Source organism: Paraeggerthella sp. Marseille-Q4926, assembly GCF_916618935.1.
In the GTDB taxonomy this organism is placed as follows: domain Bacteria; phylum Actinomycetota; class Coriobacteriia; order Coriobacteriales; family Eggerthellaceae; genus Paraeggerthella; species Paraeggerthella hominis.
The window spans coordinates 522,226-544,533 of the sequence record NZ_CAKAKF010000003.1 but is presented as its reverse complement, the minus strand read 5'-3'; the positions used below and the strand labels follow the sequence as shown (position 1 = coordinate 544,533).

Below are 22,308 nucleotides of genomic sequence, written 5' to 3'. Positions count from 1 at the left end.
CAGCGATTCTTGTCGTCAAAGTCACGTCGCTGTCCATATTAGTTAGTTAAGCATTCTAGTGGCTTGCGGGTTAATCAGCCAAAACAGTTGGGTACCACAAGCCACTAGAAGACATATGAAGCTAAATAATCAACCGCACGATAATGTGCTGCGATTACTCCCACTCGATCGTCGCCGGCGGCTTGCTCGTGATGTCGTACGCCATACGGTTCACGCCCGGCACCTCGGCCACGATGCGGCCGCTCACGCGCGCCAGCACCTCGTAGGGCAGCTTCGCCCAGTCGGCGGTCATCGCGTCGCTCGACTCCACGGCGCGCAGGATCACGGGGTAGCCGTACGTGCGCTCATCGCCCATCACGCCGACGCTCTTGATGTCGGGCAGCACCGCGAAGTACTGCCACACGCTGCCTTCGCCGTTGCGCTCGCCGGTCTGCTCGAACACAGCAACGTTGTACGCGTCCAGCTCCTCGCGCACGATGGCGTCCGCCTCCTTCAGGATGGCCAGCTTCTCGCGCGTCACCGTGCCGATGATGCGGATGGCCAGGCCCGGTCCCGGGAACGGCTGGCGATGTACGATGTGATCGGGCAGTCCCAGCGCCGTGCCCAGCGCGCGCACCTCGTCCTTGAAGAAGTGGTCCAAAGGCTCGATCAGGTCGAAATGCACGCCTTCGGGGAAGGGGATCAGGTTGTGGTGGCTCTTGATGGTGCTCGCCTTGCCGCCGGTTTTGCGCGCGCCGCTCTCTATGATGTCAGGGTAAATGGTGCCCTGCGCCAAAAACCTCACGCCGTCCAGTTTCTGCGCCTCGTCGAAGAACACCTTCCAGAACTCGGTGCCGATGATCGTGCGCTTCTCCTCGGGATCCACCACGTCGGCCAGCAGCGCCGCGTAGCGATCCTCGGCGTGCACGTGCACGAAATCCACGTCGAACTGCTTCGTGAACACGGCCTCCACCTCTTCGGGCTCGTCCTTGCGAAGCAGGCCGTGGTTCACGAACACGCAGGTCAGCTGCTTGCCGATAGCCCGCGCGCACAGCGCGGCCACCACGGAGGAGTCCACGCCGCCCGAAAGGCCCAGGATCACGCGGGCGTCGCCCACCTGCGCGCGGATGGCCTCCACCGCGTCGTCGATGATGGAGTCCATGGTCCAGTTTCGCTCCAGTTCGCAAATGCCGAACAGGAAGTTCCTCAGCAGCTCGTCGCCGTGCGGCGTGTGGCGTACCTCGGGATGGAACTGCGTCGCGTACAACCTGCGCTCGGCGCATTCCATCGAAGCTACGGGGCACGTCTCGGTCTTCGCTGTCACCGTGAACCCTGCGGGCACGTGCGAAACCGCGTCGCGGTGGCTCATCCACACCGTTTGCTCGGCCGGCGTCTCGCCGTACAGCCGCGATGCGCCCGCGTCGCAGCGCACAAGCTCGGCCGCGCCGTACTCGCCCTTTTCCGTATGGCCCACGGTGCCGCCCAACGTCACGGCCATGATCTGCTGCCCGTAGCAAAAGCCCAGCACCGGAATTCCCAGCTCGAAGATCTCAGGGTCGATGGACGGTGCGTCTTCGGCGTACACGCTGGCCGGGCCGCCCGACAAAATGATGGCCGCCGGCTTCATTTCGCGCACTTCGGCGGCGGCGATGTCGCACGGGACGATTTCCGAGTACACGCCCAGATCGCGCACGCGGCGGGCGATCAGCTGCCCGTATTGCGCGCCGAAATCGACGACGATAACCTTCTGGTCGGATGATGCTGTGGTCATGTTCGCTCCTTTTTGCGCGGGCGGCGCGGGACCGGGCGCGCCCGCCTTGCCTTCGTTCGCCGCCAATCTTACACGAAACCCCTCCCGCCCTGCGTTTCCAGTATGTTTCCGCTGGGGATTCCCCACGTAGTTTGCACGAAGACGCCATTTTGCGCCTCGTCGGGGCAGGGGCCTTTCAGTTGATGATGCGAACCCTGCATGCCCGCATCATGGCGTACAATGCTGAAGCGCAAACAAGAAGGCCTCTCTAGTGGAAAGCGGTTGACATGCCCATTCCGTCTCAGTATGAAACGCATAAGCCGGTGCTCGAGTTCTTTGCTGCTGTTGAAGAAGCTGGTCGAGTGGAGGCGAAGGCTTACTTGGCCGATGTCTGCAAACTTTCTGCTAGCGAGCGCGCCCTGCTTACCTCAAGTGGTGTTCCGGTATACCAAAGTCGCGCGGACTGGGCTGTGTCGAACTTGTCTGCCGCGGGATATCTGGAACGCGTTACGCGTGGGGTATATTCTTTGTCCGAAAAAGGACGATCGGCTCTTTTGTCCGGCATTGACGGCGAAACGCTCGGTCGTCAAGTCATTGCCGAGGCGTCCCGCGTCAAAAGAGAAGGCTTTTCTGCTCCTGAAGCAGGCGAGGCGTCGGATGGCGGCATTTCGGTTGCGACGGACTGCTCGAATCTTGGGGAAGGGGAAGTTGCGCCATCGGAGGCTCTTGCGCAGCCCCCGTTCGAAATCATGACCGCTGCGCATCAAGAGATCGATGCTCAGTTGAAGCAGGAACTTCTGGTTACCATTTTGGATAGAAGCCCCGAATTCTTCGAGCAGCTGGTGGTCGACCTGATGGAGCGACTGGGGTATGGACAGGGCGCGCGCACGCCCTATCGCCACGATGGAGGCATTGATGGAAAAATCTACAAGGACAGCCTCGGCTTCGACCGCGTGTTCGTTCAGGCGAAGCGTTACTCTAAGGGCAACAACGTGCAGCGTCCGGAGATTCAGGCGTTCATCGGCGCATTGAATGGCGTGAGCAAGGGCGTGTTCGTGACGACGTCGCGATTTTCGGCAGGAGCCGTCGAATGCGCCGAGCGATGCGTTCACGCGAAAATCGCGCTTATTGATGGAGAGCAGCTTGTGCGCATGATGATAGAGCGTGATCTGGGAGTGTACACGCGCAAGGTGTTCCAAGTGAAGGAGATCGACTCGGATTACTTTAACGCCGACTTGTAGGTGCCGGTCTGCCCACCGGTTGCGAGACAGCCGGCGAAGTTCCGCCTTCTTTGCTTGTTCCGGTTCATGGGGCCTGTTTGTTTTCTTCGACCCCGACGCTCATCCTCGGGTACAATCCCTGCCATGGAGAACGTGCGAGACGACATATCGACGCTGGACGAGCCTGCGTCCGCGTCTGCGCTTGCGCCTGCGTCCGCGTCTGCGGAAGCGAAGGACGCACCTGGCGCGACGGGAGAGCCCGAGCCCCAGGCGGCCTCGCCGCAAACAGGGGAGCGCCCCGACGCCGACCGGCATCGTCGCGATCTGCATGCCTCGTTCAACGATCGCATCTCCTACCTGTGCAAGCTCGCCGCGCTCGTCATAGCGCTCGTCGCGCTTGCCACCATGGCGCTCGGTCAGGAGCTTCCCCAGTTCGTTCTCATGGGGTTGTGCCTGTCGGTCGCGCTGCTGGCCATCGCGGCGTTGCAGGATCACCACCAACGCCGGCGCTAGCAACCAGGCGCGGCCAACGCCCGCGCGCATCTATTCGACCCGAAAGCAATCAGAGGTACTGCACGCATGATCATCGAAGCATTGAAATCCCTGCTCATCGGCATCGTCGAGGGCATCACCGAATGGCTGCCCATCTCGTCTACCGGCCACATGATCCTGGTGGACGAATTCGTGAAGCTGCAAGTGTCCGATGCGTTCCTGGCGCTGTTTCTGGTGGTTATCCAGCTGGGCGCTATCCTGGCGGTGCTCATCCTGTACTTCCACAAGCTGAACCCCTTCTCGCCGAAGAAAACCTCGGTCGAGAAGAAAAGCACGTGGCGCCTGTGGGGCATGGTCGCCATCGGCTGCATCCCCGCGGCCATCATCGGCATCCTGTTCGACGACTGGGTGAATGAGCACTTCTACAACAAAGTGACCGTCGCCGCCATGCTCATCCTGTACGGCATCGTGTTCATCGTGCTCGAGCGCCGCAACCGCCGTCGCTTGCGCGAGGCCGAAGCCGCGCTGGAGGCGCCGCGCGGCCGCCATGCGCGCGCTTCGCAGACCGACCTCGCCGAAGAGGCCGAGGCGTCCGTCTTCAAGATCACCAACGTCGACGACATCGACTGGAAGACCGCGCTCAAGATCGGCTGCTTCCAGGTTCTGGCCATCATCCCGGGCACCAGCCGCTCCGGCGCCACCATCATCGGCGGCATGCTGTCGGGCTGCTCGCGCACCGCGGCGGCCGAGTTCACGTTCTTCCTGGCCATTCCCATCATGTTCGGATGGGGCCTGGTGAAAGCCCTCAAGTTCTTCGTGGCCGGCTTGGTCATGACGCAGGTGGAAATCGTGGTCCTGATCGTGGGCATCGTGTCCGCGTTCGTGATGTCGGTCGTTTCCATCAAGTTCCTCATGGGCTACATCAAGAAAAACGACTTCACGGTGTTCGGCTGGTACCGCATCGTCGTGGGCGTGCTGGTGCTGGGCTACTTCGCCTTCGAGTCCATGGGCATGCTGCCGTAAGGCGACGCCCGTCGGCCGCACTGGCCATTCACCCAGGAACTTCCTAGCAAATATTGACGCGGCGGGCCGTTCTGGCCCGTCGCTTTTGCTATCATACTGAACCACACGAGGGCCGGCCGCCCGCCGGGCGCCAAGGGCCATGCTCGTTACCGCATAAGAGTCATGAGAGGAAAGCCGATGTCTGAAGAGAACAACTCCTTCGCGGAGATCCAAGAACATCGTGCCAAGATCGACGAGATTGATCGTCAGATCGTCGCGCTGCTCAACAAGCGCGCCGGTCATTCGCTGGTCATTCGCGGTCTCAAGCCCGGTGCTCATCTGGGCCTGTACGATCCGCGGCGCGAAGAGGAGATCTTCGCGAAACTGAACAGCTATAACGAGGGTCCCCTGTACAACGAGAACCTGCGTGAGATCTATGCCAGCATTCTTAAGGTGATGAAGGAGACCCCGTCGGTATGAACGAACAGATAGCAACCAAACTGCCGGATTACGGCACTCGATCCGACGAGATCACCATCTTCGCCGGACCGTGCTCCGTCGAGAGCAAAGAACAGTTCGAAGAAGTGGCTGAATGCATCGCCGATCTGGGCCTCACCTGGATTCGCGGCGGCGCGTTCAAGCCGCGCACGAACCCGCATTCGTTTCAGGGCCTGGGCGAGGAAGCCCTCAAGATCATGCAGGATGCCGGGCAAAAGTACGGCCTGAAAACCCTGACCGAGGTCATGGACTCCGCGCACTGCGAGATGGTTCACTCCTACGTGGACGGCCTGCAGGTGGGCGCGCGCAACTTCCAGAACTTCAGCCTGCTGAAGAACATCGGCCAGGTGACGAAGGACTCCCACAAGATGGTGCTGTTCAAGCGCGGCTTCGCGGGCACCATTTCCGAGTGGCTGTCGGCAACCGACTACATCACCATGGAAGGCAACGACAACGTGGTGCTGTGCGAGCGCGGCCTGCGCACGTTCGAAACGGCCACGCGCTTCACGCTGGACATCTCGGCCGTGCCGGTCGTGCACAAGCAGAGCCTGTATCCGGTGTGCGTGGACGTTTCGCATCCGGCGGGCGTGCGCGACCTGGTGCCGCCGCTGGCGAAGGCCGCCGTGGCAGTGGGCTGCGACTCCATCATGATCGAGGTGCACCCCAATCCGCCGGCGGCTCTGTCCGACGGCCCGCAGCAGCTGACCCCGTCCCAGTTCAGGGACCTTATCGCCGAACTGCGCGAGATCGCGGCCGTGTTCGGGAAGAAGATCGTGTAGCGCTTCGCCGTCAGAAAACGGCAAAGCGTTTCGATGTTGGATCCGGGCCCTTCGACGCTCCTGCCGAAGGGCCCGTTCGTTTCCGCCGAAGGGGCCGCTCGCTTCCGCGTTGTTCGGGCGAATGGGCAGGGGGTCGAGTGCGGGGGGAGCGTTACACCCCTCCTCGCGCACAGTTTTGTCCCCAATGTTGCGTTCGAGGGGCAAACCGAGAAGCTGACCTCAATATGACCGTGCGTTTTGCCTGGTCGCGAATGCCCGTTGCCGGCGAACGGGTCTCGCCATGCGCTCGAGCGCAACATTGCGGCAAGAATTGTGCACCAAGCAAGCCGCCCTCTGCCGCCCCGCCGCCCCGCCGCCGACCCGTCCTGCCGTCGGCGCGCCCCTTGCTCGCCGAGCCATGCTCCTTGCGGCATGGCACCCGCCCCCTTCGCCCGCCCAATTGTAAAAACTTTACCTGAACTTTACATTCCCTTGACAATGGCCTTACCGTTCGCCCGGTATCCTTTCGCTTCGCGTGCATTGACGCTTGTAACCGATGATGCGAAGGGGAGTCCCGCGTGAACGCTCCGATGGAAACCGTGTTCGGCCTGCTGGGCGGACTGGCCGTGTTCCTGTTCGGCATGAACATGATGTCCGAGGGCCTGCAAAAAGCCGCAGGCGCCAAAATGAAGTCCATCCTTTCCCTGCTCACCTCGAATCCCGTGCTCGGCGTGCTGGCCGGCGCGGTAGCCACCGCCGTGCTGCAAAGCTCCAGCGCCACCACGGTCATGGCCATCGGATTCGTGAGCGCCCGCCTTATGACCATGCGCCAAGCCATCGCCGTCATCTTCGGCGCCAACATCGGCACCACGATGACCGCGCAGCTCATGGCCTTCAAGCTGAGCGACTACATTTGGCTCATCGTGTTCGTGGGCTTCATCGTGTGGTTCATCGCGAAAGACGAGCGCATCAAGAACATCGGCCAGACCGTGTTCGCGTTCGGCTTGCTGTTCGTGGGCATCGACACCATGGGCGCCGTCATGAAGCCGCTTGCGCAAAGCGAAGTGTTTCTGGCCATGATCGAGCAGGTGAAGGACATCCCCGCGCTCGGCGTGGTGGTTGGCACGGTGATGACGCTTGTGGTGCAAAGCTCCAGCGCCACCATCGCCGTGCTGCAAAGCTTCGCCTCGCAGGCCGGTCCCGACGGCGTGACCAGCGTGTTGGGCCTTGCGGGCTCCATTCCCATCCTGCTGGGCGACAACATCGGCACCACCATTACCGCGTTGTTGGCTTCGATCGGGCAATCGCGCGACGCGAAGCGCACGGCGGTGGCGCACAGCGTGTTCAATATTTCAGGCGCGCTGGTGTTCATCTGGTTCGTTCCCGTGATCGTGCAGTTCGTGCAGTTCCTGACGCCCGGTCCCGAGCTGGACGTCATCGCGCGCCAAATCGCGAACGCGCACACCACGTTCAACGTCGTGTGCACGCTGCTGTGGTTGCCGTTCATCGGGGTGATGGTGAAGATCGTCACGTTTTTGGTGCCCGGCAAGGCCGGTGCCCACGACCAGGGCGCCCTCGTGAACCTGGACGACAAGATCGTCGGTCAGCCGGTGTTCGCCATCAGGATGTTCGGTGAAGAGCTGCAGAAGTATTGTGAGAAAGTGCGCGACATGCTGACGGCGTTGCCCGAGGCCATCGCGAACAAGGATGCAGCCGCGCTCAAGGCGCTCAAGGCCGATTGCGCAACGGTGGAGGCTGCGGAAACCGAGCTTGCGAACTACGCGGTGGAGCTTTTGTCGGCTGGCGCGACCAGTGAAAAGCAAGCGGCCGAGATTTCCGACCTCATGTTCATCGTGGACGCGGTGGGGCGCATCGGTGCGCGCTGCGGGGAAGTGTCCGCGCTTTACAGCGAGCGCTTGTCGTCCAAGAAGCAATTCTCGGACGAGGCGCGCCAAGAGCTGGGCGAGAGCGCGGCCATGGTGGCCGAGATGTACGGCGCGGTCCTGCAGTTCCTGAGCGATCAGGACGTGGCGTCGGAGCGCGTGCTCGACGAACGTCGTCGCCAGATCATCAAGCGCCAGAGCAAAGCGCGCAAGGACCACTTCCGCCGGGTCAGCAGCCAGCAGTGCGCCCCTGAGAACAAGGCGGTGTACAACCAGCTGCTGCTGTGCCTTGAGCGCGCGGGCAACGAATGCTCCAACCTGGTAGAGCATGGGGCCGAGCTGTCCATGTGGGGTGACTCGCTGGGAGCCGATCGCACGGATTCGCGCGGCGGCGGATCCGGCGAGCTCGTGGAGGCGCTCGCCTAGAGCGCGCGCCTGCGGCGAGGCGGCCGAGGCATCGACGGCGCGACCCTCGATGCCTCGACCCTCGACGGCTCCCGCCAACCCTCGGCAACCCCCGGCAGCTCGCCCCGTCCTCCTTGCGCAGATTGCGCGCGTTTGCTTGGGCGCCTTAGGGAAAAGGGGTAGAATACGAAGGCTCATTTCACCTCCATGCCAAGGAGACTGCTCACATGCCAATCGATATCGAAACCCTGAACGGACCGCAGCGCGAAGCGGTCGTGACCACCGACGGGCCGCTTTTGGTGCTGGCCGGCGCCGGGTCCGGCAAGACGCGCGTGCTGACGTACCGCATCGCGAACCTGATCGAGAACCTCGGCGTTGCCCCCTGGGAGATCCTGGCCATCACGTTCACGAACAAGGCGGCCGCCGAGATGCGCGAACGCCTGACCGGCCTGGTAGGCCCGCGCAGCCGCGGCATGTGGGTGGCCACGTTCCACAGCATGTGCGTGCGCATCCTGCGCGCGGACGCGGAAAAGCTGGGCTTCACCAAGAACTTCACCATCTACGATGTGGACGATCAGAAGCGCCTGTACAAAGAGATCATGGCCGAGCTCGACATCGACCCGAAGCGCTTCCCGATCAACGCGCTCATGAACCGCATCTCCACGGCTAAAAACGAGCTGGTGGTGCCCGCCGAGTTCGAGAAGCAGGCCAGCGACCCGGTGGGGAAGGTGGCGGCGCGCGTCTACACGAAGCTGCAGGAGCGCCTCAAAGCCGCGAACGCGTTCGACTTCGACGACCTGCTGCTGTACGCGTTCCTGCTGCTGAAGAACCACGCGGACGTGCTGGACGCCTACCAGGATCGATTCCGTTACATCATGGTGGACGAGTATCAGGACACGAACCACGCCCAGTACGCCATCACGGGGCTTTTGGCCGCGAAGCACAAGAACATCATGGTGGTGGGCGACGACGACCAGTCCATTTACAGCTGGCGCGGCGCCGACATCCGCAACATCCTTGAGTTCGAGCAGGACTACCCGAACGCGCACACGGTGAAGTTGGAGCAGAACTACCGCAGCGTCGGTAACGTTTTGGCGGCTGCGAACGCCGTTATCGCCAACAACCAGCACCGCAAGGCGAAAAAGCTGTTCACGGATGCCGAAGAGGGCGACAAGATCCAGGTGTACATGGCGTCCGACGAACGCGACGAGGGCCGCTGGGTGGCCGGCGAAATCGAGAAGCAGCGCGCACGCGGCTTGACGTACAACCAGATGGCCGTGTTCTACCGCACCAACGCCCAGTCCCGTATGCTGGAAGATATGCTGCTGCGCGCCGGCGTGCCGTACCGCATCGTCGGCGGCACGCGCTTCTTCGATCGCGCGGAGATCCGCGACGTCATGGCCTACCTCACGCTCATCGTGAACCCGGCCGACGACATCGCGGCCAAGCGCGTGATCAACGTGCCGCGCCGCGGCGTGGGCAAGGCCAGCATCGAGCGCATCGAGCAGTTCGCGCGCGAGATGGACATGACGTTCATAGACGCGGCCGAGCTTGCCATCGTGGATCCGGAGCTGCGCGCGGCCACGCGCCAGGCCATCGGCGGGTTCGTGGGCCTTATCAAGGAGGCGCAATCGTACGGCGGCGACCTGCGCAAGGTCATCGAGGCCGTCATCGACAAGAGCGGCCTCATCGCTGCCCTTCAGGCCGAAGGCACCGACGAGGCTATCGGCCGCATCGAGAACATCAAGGAATTCTTGGGCGTTGTGGACGAGTTCGTGGACACGCACGACGAAGAGGATGCCGAATACGCCGCCCCCACCGCCGGCGAGGACGCTGAAGCGGCTCCCGTGCGCGTGCTGCGCGGCGACTCGTTGGCCGACTTCATCGAGTGGGTGCGCCTGCGCACGGATTTGGACACCGTGGCCGAAGACGGCATGGCGGTCACGCTCATGACGGTGCACTCGTCGAAGGGCCTGGAGTTCGACTGCGTGTTCGTGGCGGGCATGGAGGAAACGCTGTTCCCGCACATGAACAGCGTGAACGACGCCGCCGGCATCGAGGAGGAGCGCCGCCTTGCCTACGTTGCCATCACGCGCGCCCGCAAGAAGCTGTTCCTCACCTGCGCCTACGCGCGTCAGATCTTCGGCCAGACCTCGTCGAACCCCGTTTCGCGCTTCATCCAGGAGATCCCTATGGAGCTACGCCAGACCACGGGCGTGGGCTCGGCCGGCTTCAGCGGAACGGGCTGGGAGAAGCGCGGCAGCCGCAAGGGCATCGCCGGGTCGGGGACCGAGGCGGGCGGCGGTCGCGTGTTCGGTCGCTCGAGCGCGTCGGGCTCGGCGGGTCGCTCGGATGCGCGCACGAGCCGCGTAGCCTCCTCGTACGTGCGCCCCGGTGCCGAGAAGAAGTCTGCGGCCAAAATGACGTTTGCGGTCGGCGACACCGTGGACCACAAGACGTTCGGCCGCGGCAAGGTGACGAAGGTGGACGGCGACACGCTCTACATCAAGTTCGCCAAAACGGGTCAGACGAAGAAGCTCCTGAAGGACTACGCGCCTATCGTCAAATTGAACGGGTAGCGAGCGGCCTTCCGGAAAAGCCCGTGCATGCAGCGCCCGCCGAGCAACGCGGCGGGCGCTGCGCATTAAGCGCGTGCAGATGATGCGTCTGATGTGCGAGTTTCGGTGTAGCTGTGCATAATTCACATTTTTACTTGCCATCGGTTTCCTTGCCCGTCATTATGAAAATACTCCTGTAGCGCTAAGTGAATTCCTCAGTGCAGGCAGGGTTGATATACGAGAGAAGGGGACCCCCATGAGGATCGTAGCCGATTCCTCCGTCATGTACTCTATCGAGCAGGGTGCAGCGCGCGGTATGAAGATTCTGCCGCTTGCAGTGACCATCGACAACGAGACGTGGCTTGAATACGAGGAGATCACAACCGAGGACTTCCTCGCGCGCGTGCGTGCCGGCGCGATGCCGCAAAGCTCCTGTCCTCCGCCGCATTTGACGCTCGAAGCATACGACACCGAAGAAGAGGTGCTGCACATCACCATGGCCGACGGTCTGTCCGGCGCGTACGGCGTGGCGCACGGATTGGCGAAGCAGGCTCCGCACCCCGAGCGCGTGCACGTGGTGAATTCGGCAACGCTGTGCGCGCCCCATCGTGCGCTGGCGCTGGCCGCCGTGGAGCTGGCGAAGCGGTGCGAGCATGCAGCTGACGTGATCGAGCGCCTGCGCCCCATGATCGCGAGCGCCCACTCGTTTCTTTTGCCGGAGGATTTCGAGTACCTGCGTCGTGGGGGTCGCTTGACGCCGCTGGCTGCGAAGTTCGCGCATCTGGTGAAAGCGGCTCCGGTCATGTGCCAAACCGATGATGGCACCCGCTTGGAGCGCTTGGCTATTGCCCGCAGCTTCAAGAAGGGCGTTGAGGCGGTAGTTGCCGAGCTTGAAAAGCGCGGAGTCGGCGAAGGCCATTTTATCAGCGTGAGCCATGCGGACAATCCCGAAGGTGCTGGTTGGGCCATGGATCGCTTGAAGGCCGCGTTCTCCGGTTGCCGTTTCGGCGTCTACGATTTGGGTCCGGCGTTCATCACGCAGGGCGGTCCGGCGTGCATCGCCATTCAATCCATCGATCTGAAGGCGTTCCCCGACCTCGCAATGGGCTAGGGTTCGACGATGCGAACGAGATAAAGGGGCGGGGCCGGCGAGATAGCGGCCCCGCCCTTCGTTTAGTGCCGTTCGCCTTTGCGCTGGCGCGTTGTCAGGCTCCGCACTGTGCGCACCAGGCGCAAGCGGCCGGCGCCGCGGCTATGCCGCCAAGGGCGCTCTCTCGCAGTTCGAAGGGCAGGGAACGCCCCACTTTGTCCATGACGGCCACGGTTTGGTCGAAATCGACCAGGTTGCCAATGCCGGCCAGCGCGATCTGCGCGCTGACGAGCGCCGTGGCGGCTCCGGATGCGTTGCGCTTCTGGCAGGGTACTTCCACCAGGCCCGCAACCGGGTCGCACACAAGCCCCATCATGTTCGTGAGCGCGTTGCCCGCTGCGTTCAGGCACTGGGCGGGCGTGCCTCCTGCAAGCTCCACTGCAGCTGCGGCTGCCATTGCCGCCGCCGACCCGATCTCCGCCTGGCAGCCTCCCTCTGCGCCCGATACCGTTGCGTTGCGCGTGATCAGGTATCCGATGGCCGCCGCGGTCGCTATGCCGCGCGCCAGGTCTTCATCGGCGAAGCCCTTGGAATCCTGCAGGGCAAGCAGCACGCCGGGCAGCACGCCCGCCGAGCCCGCCGTGGGGGCTGCTACGATGCGGCCCATGGACGCGTTCGTTTCCAGTACGGCCATAGCGTAGGTCATGGCGGCGGAAAGCTGGTCGTCGCAGAGCGCTTCGCCGCGGGCGCGCAGATCGGTCAGCTTGCGCGCTTCGCCGCCAAGGAGACCTCCCATCGAGGGCAGCGTTTCGCGAACGGGCTGCGTTGCAGCGCGCTTCATAACGGAGAGCGCCAGGTCAAGATAGCATTTTGATGTATCGGCCTGCCCTAAGCTGGCTGCTAGAGCTGCCTCGCGAGCCAAAAAGGCTTCCGAAAGCGATGCGCCGTTCGTTTCGCACCAGGTAAGCAGATCCGAGCCCGATGCGAAGTCGAGATCCGCGAATCGCTGAAGTGCGCGATCGAGCGCTTCAGCGCTCTGCTGCGCGCTGCATCCTTCGTCGCCGGCGCCGGCACATGGAGCCGCGCTGCCCGCGTCGCCGGGAATGATGCGCACATCGTAGATGGCCGGGTTGCTTTCTATGGCCGCTTTTGCCGCAACGTCCACGTCTTGGTCGGTTTCGAGAACGGTGTAGGCTGTGTCTCCGCGCCGCTCGCGATACATGCGCGTGGTGGCGATGTTCACGCCGCGTTCGCTCAGGCTTTGTGCGATATGCGCCAGCACGCCGGCCACGTCGCGTTGGCGCACGACGATGCTCGTGCTTTCGCCGGTCACGTACACGTCGATGCCGTCGATGCGACGGATGACCGCCGCCCCGCCGCCCACGCTTTCGCCGCGCACGCTCATCTTGTTGCCGGCGGCGTCCTGTATGAGAATGTCGATGGTGTTGGGGTGCTCGTAGTCGTCGGCGTCGGGCAGGGTCGTGAAGCGAAACGAGAGTCCCGCCTGTTCGGCCAGCTCGAACGAATCGCGTATGCGCAGGTCGTCGGTTGCCAGGCCCAGCATGCCCGCCACGAGCGCCTTGTCGGTGCCGTGCCCGGTCAGAGTGTGCGCGAACGATCCCAGCAGACGAAACTCGACGCTTCTCGGTTCGGCAAGGCAGAGCCGGCGCGCCATGAACGCGATGCGCAAAGCTCCCGCCGTATGGGAGCTCGAGGGTCCTACCATGATGGGGCCGATGATGTCGGTTAAGCCGAGCGTCGCCATGCTCGTCCTCCTTCGCGTTGCGTTCGTCGCCGCCATGGTAGCGCATAGGGCATCGTTTTACCCGCACTTTCGTGAGTTTTAACGACGAAAAGCCCGTAGGGGCTTGCGCTTCAAGCTTCAACGCTATACTGAACTGGTCATAATCGGGCGTTTTGATCCCGAGCACATCACTGGGCGGAGAGCAGAGGTCCCGCACGCGCGGAAGGGCCTCACGGTAAAGGAGCGAACAATGCCGGCACCCATCATCGTCGTGGGCCATAAGAATCCTGACAACGATTCCATCAGCGCGGCCGTCGGGTACGCGTATCTCAAGAACGAATTGGAGAAGCGCGCTTCGGGCGATGCCGATCCGAAGCGCGTGTACGTCCCCGCCCGTTTGGGCCCCATGCCGCCTGAGAGCGCCTGGATCCTGGAGCGCAACGGCCTGCAGGCCCCCGAGGTGGTTGCCCACGTGCATGCGCGCGTGGCCGACGTCATGACGCCGAACCCTATTTCCATCGGCCATGATGCAACCTTGCTTGAGGCTGGTCGCCTGCTGCGCCAGCACAACGTGCGCGCGCTGGTGGTCACCAACGACGACGGCACGTACCGCGGTCTCATCACCACGCGCATGATCGCCGAGCGCTACATCGCCGCTACCGACGCCCTGGAGGAGGGCGGCGCGAACGAAATGGCCGTTGCCGGCGACCTTATCGCGTCGCTCGGCCAGAAGGTGGCCGACATGACCGAAACCGACGTGCTGGTTCTGGACAAGGAAGGGCTTCTCAAGGAGGCCATCGAAGACCTCATGTCCAGCGCTTTGCGCGAAGCCGTCGTGCTCGACGACAACGACGTGGCCATCGGCATCGTCACGCGCTCCGACGTGGCCGTGCGTCCCCGTCGCAAGGTGGTGCTCGTGGACCATAACGAGACGCGCCAGGCGGCGAACGGCATCGAGGAGGCCGACGTGGTGGAGATCATCGACCACCATCGCATTGCCGACGTCATGACGGTCAACCCCATCCAGTTCCTCAACCTGCCCGTGGGATCGACCGCCACCATCGTCACCCTGGAATTCCGTCGCTACGGCGTGGAGATACCCGCGTCCATCGCAAGCGTGCTGCTGTCCGCCGTCATGACCGACACGGTCATTCTCAAGTCGCCTACGACCACCGACGTGGATCGCGAGCAGGTGAAGTACCTGGCCGACATCGCGGGCGTCGATCCGACCGAGTTCGGACTGGCCGTGTTCAAGTGCCGCGGCGGCGAGGACGACATGCCGGTCGACAAGCTGGTGGGCGCCGATGCCAAGGAATTCCAGATCGGCGACGCCACGGTTCTCATCGCCCAGCACGAGACCGTCGACCTGCCGGCCGTTATGAAGCGCGAGCAGGAAATTCGCGATCACATGCGCCAGCTGCGCGACGATCACGGCTACGAGTTCGTGCTGCTGCTGGTCACCGACATCGTGGCGGAGGGCAGCCAGTTCATGTGCGAGGGCAACCGCCGCATCGTGAACCGCGTGTTCGGCATCAACTGCACGGGCGAAGGCGGCACGTGGATGCCCGGCGTGCTCAGCCGCAAAAAGCAGGTGGCCGCCAAGATCCTCGGCGCCTAGCCGTCAAGCGGGGAAGCTTCCCGCCAACGCTCATCGAAATACGTTGCCAAGAAGCCGTGGAATGCCGCGGCTTCTTCTCGAAGGGGGTGCGCCGTCTCCAGCTTGATGGTGCGCACGAAGCGATCGTCGGAAAGCGGCTCCAGGCGCGCGTTGCCGTCCCCGAGCGCTCCCCAGCTGCGCTCGGGCCAAAACCCCACGCCCAGTCCCAGGCCGATCATGTTCCTGACCACTTCCGGGCCGTCGCTTTCGAACGCCACGCTGGGGCGGAATCCCGCTTCGGCGCATAGACGGTCGCATGCCTCCCGAAACGCCCGGCTGCCCGCCAGGCAGATGAAAGGATCTTCGGCCAGATCGGCCAGGTCGATGGGCCCTTGTCCCGCCCGCTCGATGGGAACTGCTATTCCAATGCGCTCGCGGTACAGGCGCGGCGGCTCCACGTGCAAGGAGGTCGATCCATGTGGTCGATTCACTCCTTCGGTGCTCAGTCGTATGTCCCAATGCTCCTGAGCTTCTTGCTGGGTGATCACGAATCGCGTGTCGGGATGCTGGGACCGCCATGCTGCTATCGCGTCCACCACCAGGCCCGAGGCCGACAAGATCGACAGTCGCACCGTGGCGTTCTCGCGACCGGACACCTCGGCGAGTTCGTCGGGAATGGAGTCGAGGGCGGCCAGCACCGGCCTGATGCGCTCGTCGAGCGCGCGTCCGCACGCGGTCAGGCGCACGCCTCGTCCCGCTCGTTCGAGCAGCTTTACGCCCAGCTCCTGCTCCAGCCGGTGAATGGTCTGCGTGAGCGCTGGTTGCGCCACATGGAGCTTCTTGGCGCTATTCGTAATATGCTCGCTGCGCGCCACCTCGTGAAAGTAGCGCAGTTGCTGTAGCTCCATGAGAGTCCCCGCCTTCATTCATACGTTCAGCATTATGAATTCAGTATAATCAATATATTGGACGCAGAAGGGGCGTGGGTATACCGTTACCGTCGGAATGCAAGCGCGAGCGCGACTGGAAAGGCCGCGCGTAGGAGATGATCTGCGGATGGCGGAGATACTGGAGGCTGCGATGCTCGTATGTTTCGGGCTGTCGTGGCCGCTCAACGCGTACAAGAGCTTCAAGGCTGAAACCGCAGCGGGTACAAGTTGGCAGTTCATCGGGTTGATTACGGCCGGCTACCTGGCGGGCATCGCCGCGAAGTTCGTTTCGGGCTCGGTGAACTGGGTGTTGGCCGTGTACTTCATCAACCTCGTGTGCATTGGGGTGAACTGGATCGTGTACGTGCGCAACCGTCGGCTGGATGCCGTGCGAGAAGAGGAACTGCTCGTCTTGTAGCCCGGTCGCGCAGGCGGAGGCTTGCGTCCCGCGTACGCGGCGGCTCCTGCTCGTGCAGGCGGCGACCATCGTCCCGCAAACGACAGCCAATGTCCCGCAGGCGACGGCCTGCGTCCGCGCGGGCAGCGGTCCCCGCCCGCGCAGGCCGGCCTTCGCCCCCGTGCGACAGCCCTTACAAAAGCACGTCGGAAAGAGGGCGCTTCGGAACGTGATGGACGCTCGCCTCGTCACGCCAGTATTCCGTCGCTCCATTGGCGGAAATGGTGGAAACGACCACTTTTTCGGCGGGCTTTCCCAAGGCGAGCACCAAATCGGGCTTGAAGCGATCTCCGTCGATTCCCAGCGCCTGCGTCAGGCTGCGTCGCTTGAAAGATCCCAGGATGCAGCCGCCGTAGCCGGCTTCGACGGCTTGCAGCATGATGGTTTGCGCGGCAATGCCCTCGTCCCAGGCGGTGAATACGTCGGCGAGCGTGCGGTCGCAGTCGCTCAGGATCACAATGTAGGCGCTCGGCCTTTCTCCCGGCTCCGGCCCCGGCCAGTCGGGGAGGGCCTTCGCCCATGCGCAGCAAGAGAAGACTTTCTCGCAGGCGCGCTCGTCGGTTACCAGAGCGTAGCGCAGCGGCTGGGCGTTTCCGCTTGAAGCTACCAAGCGGGCAGCATCGATCCAGGAAACGAGCGTCGATCGCTCGATGCGGGCGGCTTCGTCGAATCGGCGGTAGCTTCGGCAGGCTTTGACAAGGTCGTGCAGCATGGTGCCTCCTTGTTGTTCGGGCGGCGGTTGCGCTCCCGTTGCCGGGTTTTCGCGCATCGGGTTACCCCGATGATTATAATGAAGTTCGCTGCGATTGGGTGCCCCGGTGCCTCCGTTGCGGCTAAATCGAAACGTAGCCGTCCGCACGTCCCGAAGGAAAGCTCATGAATCCGAACCGTTTGCTCGACCTGTTCCTGGAGATCGTTCGCATAGAAAGCCCCTCGCGCAAAGAGGGCCTTATGGCGAAGCGCTGTCAGCAAGAGCTTCTTGACCTGGGATTCAAGGTGCGTTTCGACGATTCTGCAAGCGAAACGGGTTCGGAAACGGGCAACCTCATCGCCTATCGCGAGGGTCGGTCGAAGGGCCAGATCGTGCTTTCCGCGCACATGGACACGGTGCAGCCGTGCGCGGGAATTTCCCCGGTGGTCCAAGACGGCGTCGTGCGGTCTGCCGGAGACACCATTCTGTCCGCCGACGACAAGGCGGGCGTCGCGGGCATCTTCGAGGCATTGCGCTCGCTTATCGAAGCCGACGAGGACATGCCTTCGGTGACGGTGCTGCTTACCACTTGCGAGGAGTTGAGCCTGCTTGGCTCGGGCGCGTTGTCCGAAGACGAGCTGCCTGCGGGTGCGCCGTGCTACGTGTTCGACGCCGACGGCGCTCCGGGCACCGTGATCCTGGGCGCACCGTGCCACTACACGTTGCGCGCGGCGTTCTCGGGCCGCGCGGCGCATGCCGGCGTGGAGCCCGAGGCGGGCGTTTCCGCTATCCAGATGGCTGCGGCGGCTGTTTCGGCCATGCGTCTGGGGCGCCTTGACGATGCGACCACGGCGAACGTCGGGCTCATCGAAGGCGGGCGCGAGGTGAACGTGGTGGCCGACTCGTGCACGCTGGCGGGGGAGTGTCGTTCGCTGTACCGCGACCGAGCCGATGCGCAGCGCCAGGCCATGACCGTCGCGCTCGAGGAGGCTGCCGCGCGTTTCGGGGGTTCGGTGGACGTGAGCTGGCGCGAGGATTACGGCCCCGTGCTGTACCAGGAGTCCGATCCGCTGGTGCAGGGCGTTGCCGCGGCCACTCGTGCGGCAGGGCTTGAACCGGCGTTTCGCTACTCGGGCGGCGGCGCGGACGCGAACATCCTGTCTGCGCGTGGCGTACGTGCCGTGACCTTGGGTATCGGCATGACGAACTTCCATTCCGTTGACGAGTTCATTACCGTGCAGGATCTGGAAGGCACCGCGCGCCTGGCCGAAGAGCTCGTGCGGCAGGCCGCCCGCTCGTAGGCGCTGGCGGGGCTTGGCGGCTCGAGCGGCCGTTGTCGCGCGTGTGGTCGGCGATTCGAGCGTCGCGCTGCTGCCGCGTGGCCGGCGACCCACGCCGCGCTGCTACCGCGCGGCACGGGTTGCTACCGTGTGGCCGATGGCTCGAGCGTTGCGCTGCCGCGCGCATTGTGTCTGCGCGCTGCCGCCACGTGCGCGTTTCGCCCATCAGCGCCGCCCGGGACGGGACCTTGCGCACGAAAAACCGCTCCCGCTGGTAGTTTCTGACGGTTTGAGGTCGTTTGACTCCCGCTGCAAGCCGGCTATTTTCAACTAGGATTCGCCACGTGCTCTTGACCAGGTACGATGCGAAGTGCCCTTCAGCCGAAAGGGCGGCGAAGGCGAATCGACGACTCCTAACCGTCAAAACCTGCCAGCGATGGCGGTTTTTCGCGCGCAAGCGGGGCAGGGTGCGGTTCCGATGCCCGCCCCGCCCGCGACCCTCGGTCCCGTCCAGGCACCTCACTCGCTCCGCCAGGCGCGCCCAGCCCGGACGCCCCGGCGCCTCCCGCCCCGTTCGTGCTCTCGGTCTTGCCCAGCGTGCCCGCATGCTTGTCAAGAATTCTTCGCGATTATTTGGAAAACAATGGACATTTTGTAGTTCGTTTGCCTTCGATATTTGTTTTACCTGCGCAAACGTATGTCAATACCTATGGATACTCCCGGATGCGTGGCGTTTGACAACCCTGATAGCGGGTGGTAGAGTTCTCGTTCGCGTCTTAATGACGTGCGTTTTCCTGTGTGAATCAGCTGAGCACACAGGAAGGCGATGCGACAAGCGATTCCTTATTTCAGTATAAAGGCAATCGGACAAGTAAGAGGTAAAAGGAGAGAAGCTTTGCCTACTATCAACCAGTTGGTCCGCAAGGGCCGCAAGCAGTCGGTCGACAAGAAGAAGACACCGGCTCTGAAGGGCAACCCGCAGAAGCGCGGCGTGTGCACCCGTGTGTACACGACCACGCCGAAGAAGCCGAACTCGGCTCTGCGTAAGGTCTGCCGCGTGCGCCTGGTGAACGGCATGGAGGTTACGGCCTACATCCCGGGCATCGGTCACAACCTGCAGGAGCACTCGATGGTGCTCATCCGCGGCGGTCGTGTTAAGGACCTCCCCGGTGTGCGCTACAAGGTCATCCGCGCAGCGCTCGACTGCTCTGCGGTGGACAACCGCAAGCAGGCTCGCAGCCGCTATGGTGCCAAGCGCCCGAAGTAAGTAACCATTAAGTCGCGCGGGCCGCGAAACCGCAGCTTCCCAAAGGGGGAGGCGACGGGGGCCTAATGGACGGAAAGAATGCCGTCTCGAAGCGCGCAGGAACAAGAAGGAGAACACATGCCGCGTCGTGCAGCAGCAGTCCGCCGTGAAGTACAGCCGGACGCCCAGTACAACAACCGCCTTGTCACGCAGTTGATCAACAAGATCCTGCTTGACGGCAAGAAGGCCACCGCCGAAGGCATCGTCTACGGCGCTTTCGCCATCATCGAGGAGAAGACCGGCGGCGACCCGCTGGCCGTCTTCAAGAAGGCTATGGACAACGTCCGCCCCACGCTCGAGGTCAAGCCGAAGCGTGTCGGTGGCGCTACCTACCAGGTGCCGATGGAGGTCAACTCCCGCCGCGCCACTACGCTTGCGATCCGCTGGATCGTCGACTTCTCTCGTAAGCGCAAGGAGCACACCATGAAGGCCCGCCTGGCCGCCGAGATCATGGACGCCGCCGAGAACACCGGCGCGTCGGTGAAGAAGCGCGAGGATCTGTACAAAATGGCCGAGTCCAACCGTGCGTTCTCGCACTACCGCTTCTAAGGGGGCACGCGCTCATGGCTAAATCCCCTCTGAACCAAACGCGCAACTTCGGCATCATGGCCCACATCGACGCGGGCAAGACGACGACGACCGAGCGCATCCTGTACTACACCGGCAAGACCCACAAGATCGGCGAGGTGCATGACGGCGCCGCGACGATGGACTGGATGGTGCAGGAGCAGGAGCGCGGCGTGACCATCACCGCCGCCGCTACCACCTGCTTCTGGGAGAAGGACGGTGCTGAGTACCGCTTCCAGATCATCGACACCCCGGGCCACGTTGACTTCACCGCCGAGGTCGAGCGCTCCCTGCGCGTTCTCGACGGCACCGTTGCGGTGTTCGACGCCGTTGCCGGCGTGCAGCCGCAGTCCGAGACCGTGTGGCGTCAGGCCGAGCGTTACGGCGTGCCCCGCATCGCGTTCATCAACAAGTACGACCGCGTGGGCGCCGACTTCTTCCACGCCATCGAAACCATGAAGGACCGTCTGGGCGCTGCCGCTATCGCTGCTCAGATGCCCATGGGCGCCGAGGACAACTTCTGGGGCGTCATCGACCTGGTCACCATGACCGCATGGGACTTCAAGGCCGACGACAAGGGCATGACCTACCCCGAGCCCATGGACGCCATTCCGGCCGAGTTCGCCGAGGAGGCTGAGCTGCGCCGTCAGGAGCTGATGGAGGCCGCCGCCGACTGCGACGACGCTCTTATGGAAAAGGTGCTCATGGAGGAAGAGGTGACGGTCGAGGAACTGAAGACCGCCATCCGCAAGGGCGTCATCAACTGCCAGATGAACCCCGTGTTCGTGGGCTCCGCCTACAAGAACAAGGGCGTTCAGGAACTGCTCGACGCCGTGGTGGACTACCTGCCGAGCCCGCTCGACATCCCCGCCATCAAGGGCACGAACCCCGATACGGGTGCCGAGGAAGAGCGTCCCGCCGACCTGAAGGCGCCGTTCAGCGCGCTGGCCTTCAAGATCATGACGGACCCGTTCGTGGGCAAGCTCACCTACCTGCGCGTGTACTCGGGCAAGCTGGATTCCGGCTCCTACGTGATCAACGCGTCCAAGGACAAGAAAGAGCGCATCGGCCGTCTGCTGCAGATGCACTCCAACCAGCGTGTTGACATCGACTCCTGCGGCGCAGGCGACATCGTTGCCGTCGTGGGTCTGAAGGCTACGTCCACGGGCGACACCCTGTGCGACGACAGCGCTCCGGTCATTCTCGAGTCCATGGAATTCGCCGAGCCGGTTATCGACATCGCCGTCGAGCCGAAGACGAAGGCTGAGCAGGACAAGATGGGCGTCGCGCTGCAGAAGCTGGCTGAAGAGGACCCGACGTTCCGCGTGTCCACCAACCAGGAGACCGGCCAGACCATCATCGCCGGCATGGGCGAGCTGCACCTCGAGATCATCGTCGACCGCTTGCTGCGCGAGTTCAAGGTCGAGGCGAACGTCGGCAAGCCGCAGGTTGCTTACCGTGAGACGGCTACCAAGCCGGTCATGGGCGCCGAGGGCAAGTTCGTTCGCCAGTCCGGCGGTCGCGGCCAGTACGGCCATGCGGTTATCAACATGTATCCGCAGGAAGAGGTCGGCAAGGGCTACGAGTTCGAGAACAAGATCGTGGGCGGCGTCGTGCCGAAGGAGTACATCACCCCGATCGACAAGGGCATCCAGGAAGCGCTGAACTCCGGCGTGCTGGCGGGCTACCCCGTCGTGGACATCCGCGTCGAGCTGGTTGACGGTTCCTACCACGATGTCGACTCCTCCGAAGCTGCGTTTAAGGTGGCCGGCTCCATGGCTATCAAGGACGCGCTGCGCAAGGGCGGCTCGGTCATCCTCGAGCCGATGATGGCCGTCGAGGTCGAGACCCCCGAGGAGTACATGGGCGACGTTATGGGCAACCTGTCCAGCCGTCGTGGCCAGATCCAGGGCATGGGCGACCGCGGTAACGCCAAGACCATCAAGGCGAAGGTTCCGCTGTCCGAGATGTTCGGTTACGCCACCGACCTGCGTTCTGCGACGCAGGGCCGCGCTTCGTACACGATGCAGTTTGATTCGTACGATCCGGTGCCGAAGAACGTGGCGGAAGAAATTATCAGCAAGGCCGGCGGCAACGCCTAG

18 protein-coding genes and 1 pseudogene are annotated in these 22,308 nt (G+C 63.3%); 15 read left to right on the top strand and 4 right to left on the bottom strand.

Annotation, left to right across the window (positions count from 1 at the left end; genetic code table 11):
* Positions 1-154: 154 nt before the first annotated feature.
* Positions 155-1,750 (bottom strand): glutamine-hydrolyzing GMP synthase, encoded by a 1,596-nt coding sequence (guaA, locus tag LG373_RS07655; RefSeq protein ID WP_225749440.1) that lies wholly within the window; start codon positions 1,748-1,750, stop codon positions 155-157.
* Positions 1,751-2,016: 266 nt separating this feature from the next.
* Between guaA and LG373_RS12315 the strand changes: the two are divergent.
* The 9 genes and pseudogenes from LG373_RS12315 to LG373_RS07610 form a co-directional block, all read left to right on the top strand.
* A pseudogene (locus tag LG373_RS12315) lies at positions 2,017-2,271 on the top strand (winged helix-turn-helix domain-containing protein); the annotation flags it as partial.
* A gap of 12 nt (positions 2,272-2,283) precedes the next feature.
* Positions 2,284-2,970, top strand: coding sequence for a restriction endonuclease (locus tag LG373_RS07645; RefSeq protein ID WP_225749562.1), 687 nt, complete (start codon positions 2,284-2,286; stop codon positions 2,968-2,970).
* A 123-nt stretch (positions 2,971-3,093) separates the two neighbouring features.
* Positions 3,094-3,462, top strand: a complete 369-nt coding sequence (locus LG373_RS07640) for a propionyl-CoA carboxylase subunit beta (protein ID WP_225749439.1) — start codon at positions 3,094-3,096, stop codon at positions 3,460-3,462.
* A 66-nt stretch (positions 3,463-3,528) separates the two neighbouring features.
* Positions 3,529-4,464 carry an undecaprenyl-diphosphate phosphatase gene (locus LG373_RS07635; protein WP_216529476.1) on the top strand — a complete coding sequence of 312 codons (936 nt, stop codon included), beginning with the start codon at positions 3,529-3,531 and terminating at the stop codon, positions 4,462-4,464.
* Between the two features lie 177 nt (positions 4,465-4,641).
* A complete protein-coding gene (locus LG373_RS07630) occupies positions 4,642-4,923 on the top strand; it encodes a chorismate mutase (protein ID WP_225749438.1) in 282 nt (93 codons plus the stop codon).
* Positions 4,920-5,720: a 3-deoxy-7-phosphoheptulonate synthase gene (gene aroF / locus LG373_RS07625; RefSeq protein WP_225749437.1), complete on the top strand. Its 801-nt coding sequence runs from the start codon at positions 4,920-4,922 to the stop codon at positions 5,718-5,720. Before LG373_RS07630 ends, aroF begins: the two co-directional genes overlap by 4 nt.
* A gap of 557 nt (positions 5,721-6,277) precedes the next feature.
* Positions 6,278-8,008, top strand: coding sequence for a Na/Pi cotransporter family protein (locus tag LG373_RS07620; RefSeq protein WP_216529475.1), 1,731 nt, complete (start codon positions 6,278-6,280; stop codon positions 8,006-8,008).
* A gap of 206 nt (positions 8,009-8,214) precedes the next feature.
* Complete coding sequence (locus tag LG373_RS07615) at positions 8,215-10,566, top strand: ATP-dependent helicase (RefSeq protein WP_216529474.1); 2,352 nt, start codon at positions 8,215-8,217, stop codon at positions 10,564-10,566.
* A 235-nt stretch (positions 10,567-10,801) separates the two neighbouring features.
* Complete coding sequence (locus LG373_RS07610; RefSeq protein ID WP_216529473.1) at positions 10,802-11,656, top strand: DegV family protein; 855 nt, start codon at positions 10,802-10,804, stop codon at positions 11,654-11,656.
* A 94-nt stretch (positions 11,657-11,750) separates the two neighbouring features.
* Here LG373_RS07610 and sdaAA read toward each other — a convergent pair whose 3' ends face one another.
* Positions 11,751-13,400 (bottom strand): L-serine ammonia-lyase, iron-sulfur-dependent, subunit alpha, encoded by a 1,650-nt coding sequence (gene sdaAA, locus LG373_RS07605; protein ID WP_216529472.1) that lies wholly within the window; start codon positions 13,398-13,400, stop codon positions 11,751-11,753.
* 229 nt (positions 13,401-13,629) lie between these two features.
* On the opposite strand from sdaAA, the gene LG373_RS07600 reads away from it, so the two are divergent.
* Entirely contained in the window at positions 13,630-14,997 is a 1,368-nt protein-coding gene (locus tag LG373_RS07600) for a putative manganese-dependent inorganic diphosphatase (protein ID WP_225749436.1), read from the top strand.
* Here the strand turns inward: LG373_RS07600 and LG373_RS07595 are convergent.
* Complete coding sequence (locus LG373_RS07595; RefSeq protein ID WP_225749435.1) at positions 14,994-15,884, bottom strand: LysR family transcriptional regulator; 891 nt, start codon at positions 15,882-15,884, stop codon at positions 14,994-14,996. The genes LG373_RS07600 and LG373_RS07595 overlap by 4 nt on opposite strands.
* A gap of 148 nt (positions 15,885-16,032) precedes the next feature.
* Here LG373_RS07595 and LG373_RS07590 point away from each other — a divergent pair, with 148 nt between their 5' ends.
* Positions 16,033-16,323: a hypothetical protein gene (locus tag LG373_RS07590; protein ID WP_225749434.1), complete on the top strand. Its 291-nt coding sequence runs from the start codon at positions 16,033-16,035 to the stop codon at positions 16,321-16,323.
* A gap of 172 nt (positions 16,324-16,495) precedes the next feature.
* On the opposite strand, the gene LG373_RS07585 is transcribed toward LG373_RS07590, so the two are convergent.
* Positions 16,496-17,074: a nitroreductase family protein gene (locus LG373_RS07585; protein ID WP_225749433.1), complete on the bottom strand. Its 579-nt coding sequence runs from the start codon at positions 17,072-17,074 to the stop codon at positions 16,496-16,498.
* Positions 17,075-17,238: 164 nt separating this feature from the next.
* On the opposite strand from LG373_RS07585, the gene LG373_RS07580 reads away from it, so the two are divergent.
* The 4 genes from LG373_RS07580 to fusA all read left to right on the top strand — a co-directional run bounded on the left by LG373_RS07580 (position 17,239) and on the right by fusA (position 22,308).
* Complete coding sequence (locus tag LG373_RS07580; protein WP_225749432.1) at positions 17,239-18,354, top strand: M20/M25/M40 family metallo-hydrolase; 1,116 nt, start codon at positions 17,239-17,241, stop codon at positions 18,352-18,354.
* Positions 18,355-19,228: 874 nt separating this feature from the next.
* Complete coding sequence (rpsL, locus tag LG373_RS07575; RefSeq protein WP_114567123.1) at positions 19,229-19,600, top strand: 30S ribosomal protein S12; 372 nt, start codon at positions 19,229-19,231, stop codon at positions 19,598-19,600.
* Between the two features lie 117 nt (positions 19,601-19,717).
* Positions 19,718-20,188: a 30S ribosomal protein S7 gene (rpsG, locus tag LG373_RS07570; protein WP_114567124.1), complete on the top strand. Its 471-nt coding sequence runs from the start codon at positions 19,718-19,720 to the stop codon at positions 20,186-20,188.
* A gap of 14 nt (positions 20,189-20,202) precedes the next feature.
* Entirely contained in the window at positions 20,203-22,308 is a 2,106-nt protein-coding gene (fusA, locus tag LG373_RS07565) for an elongation factor G (RefSeq protein ID WP_114567125.1), read from the top strand.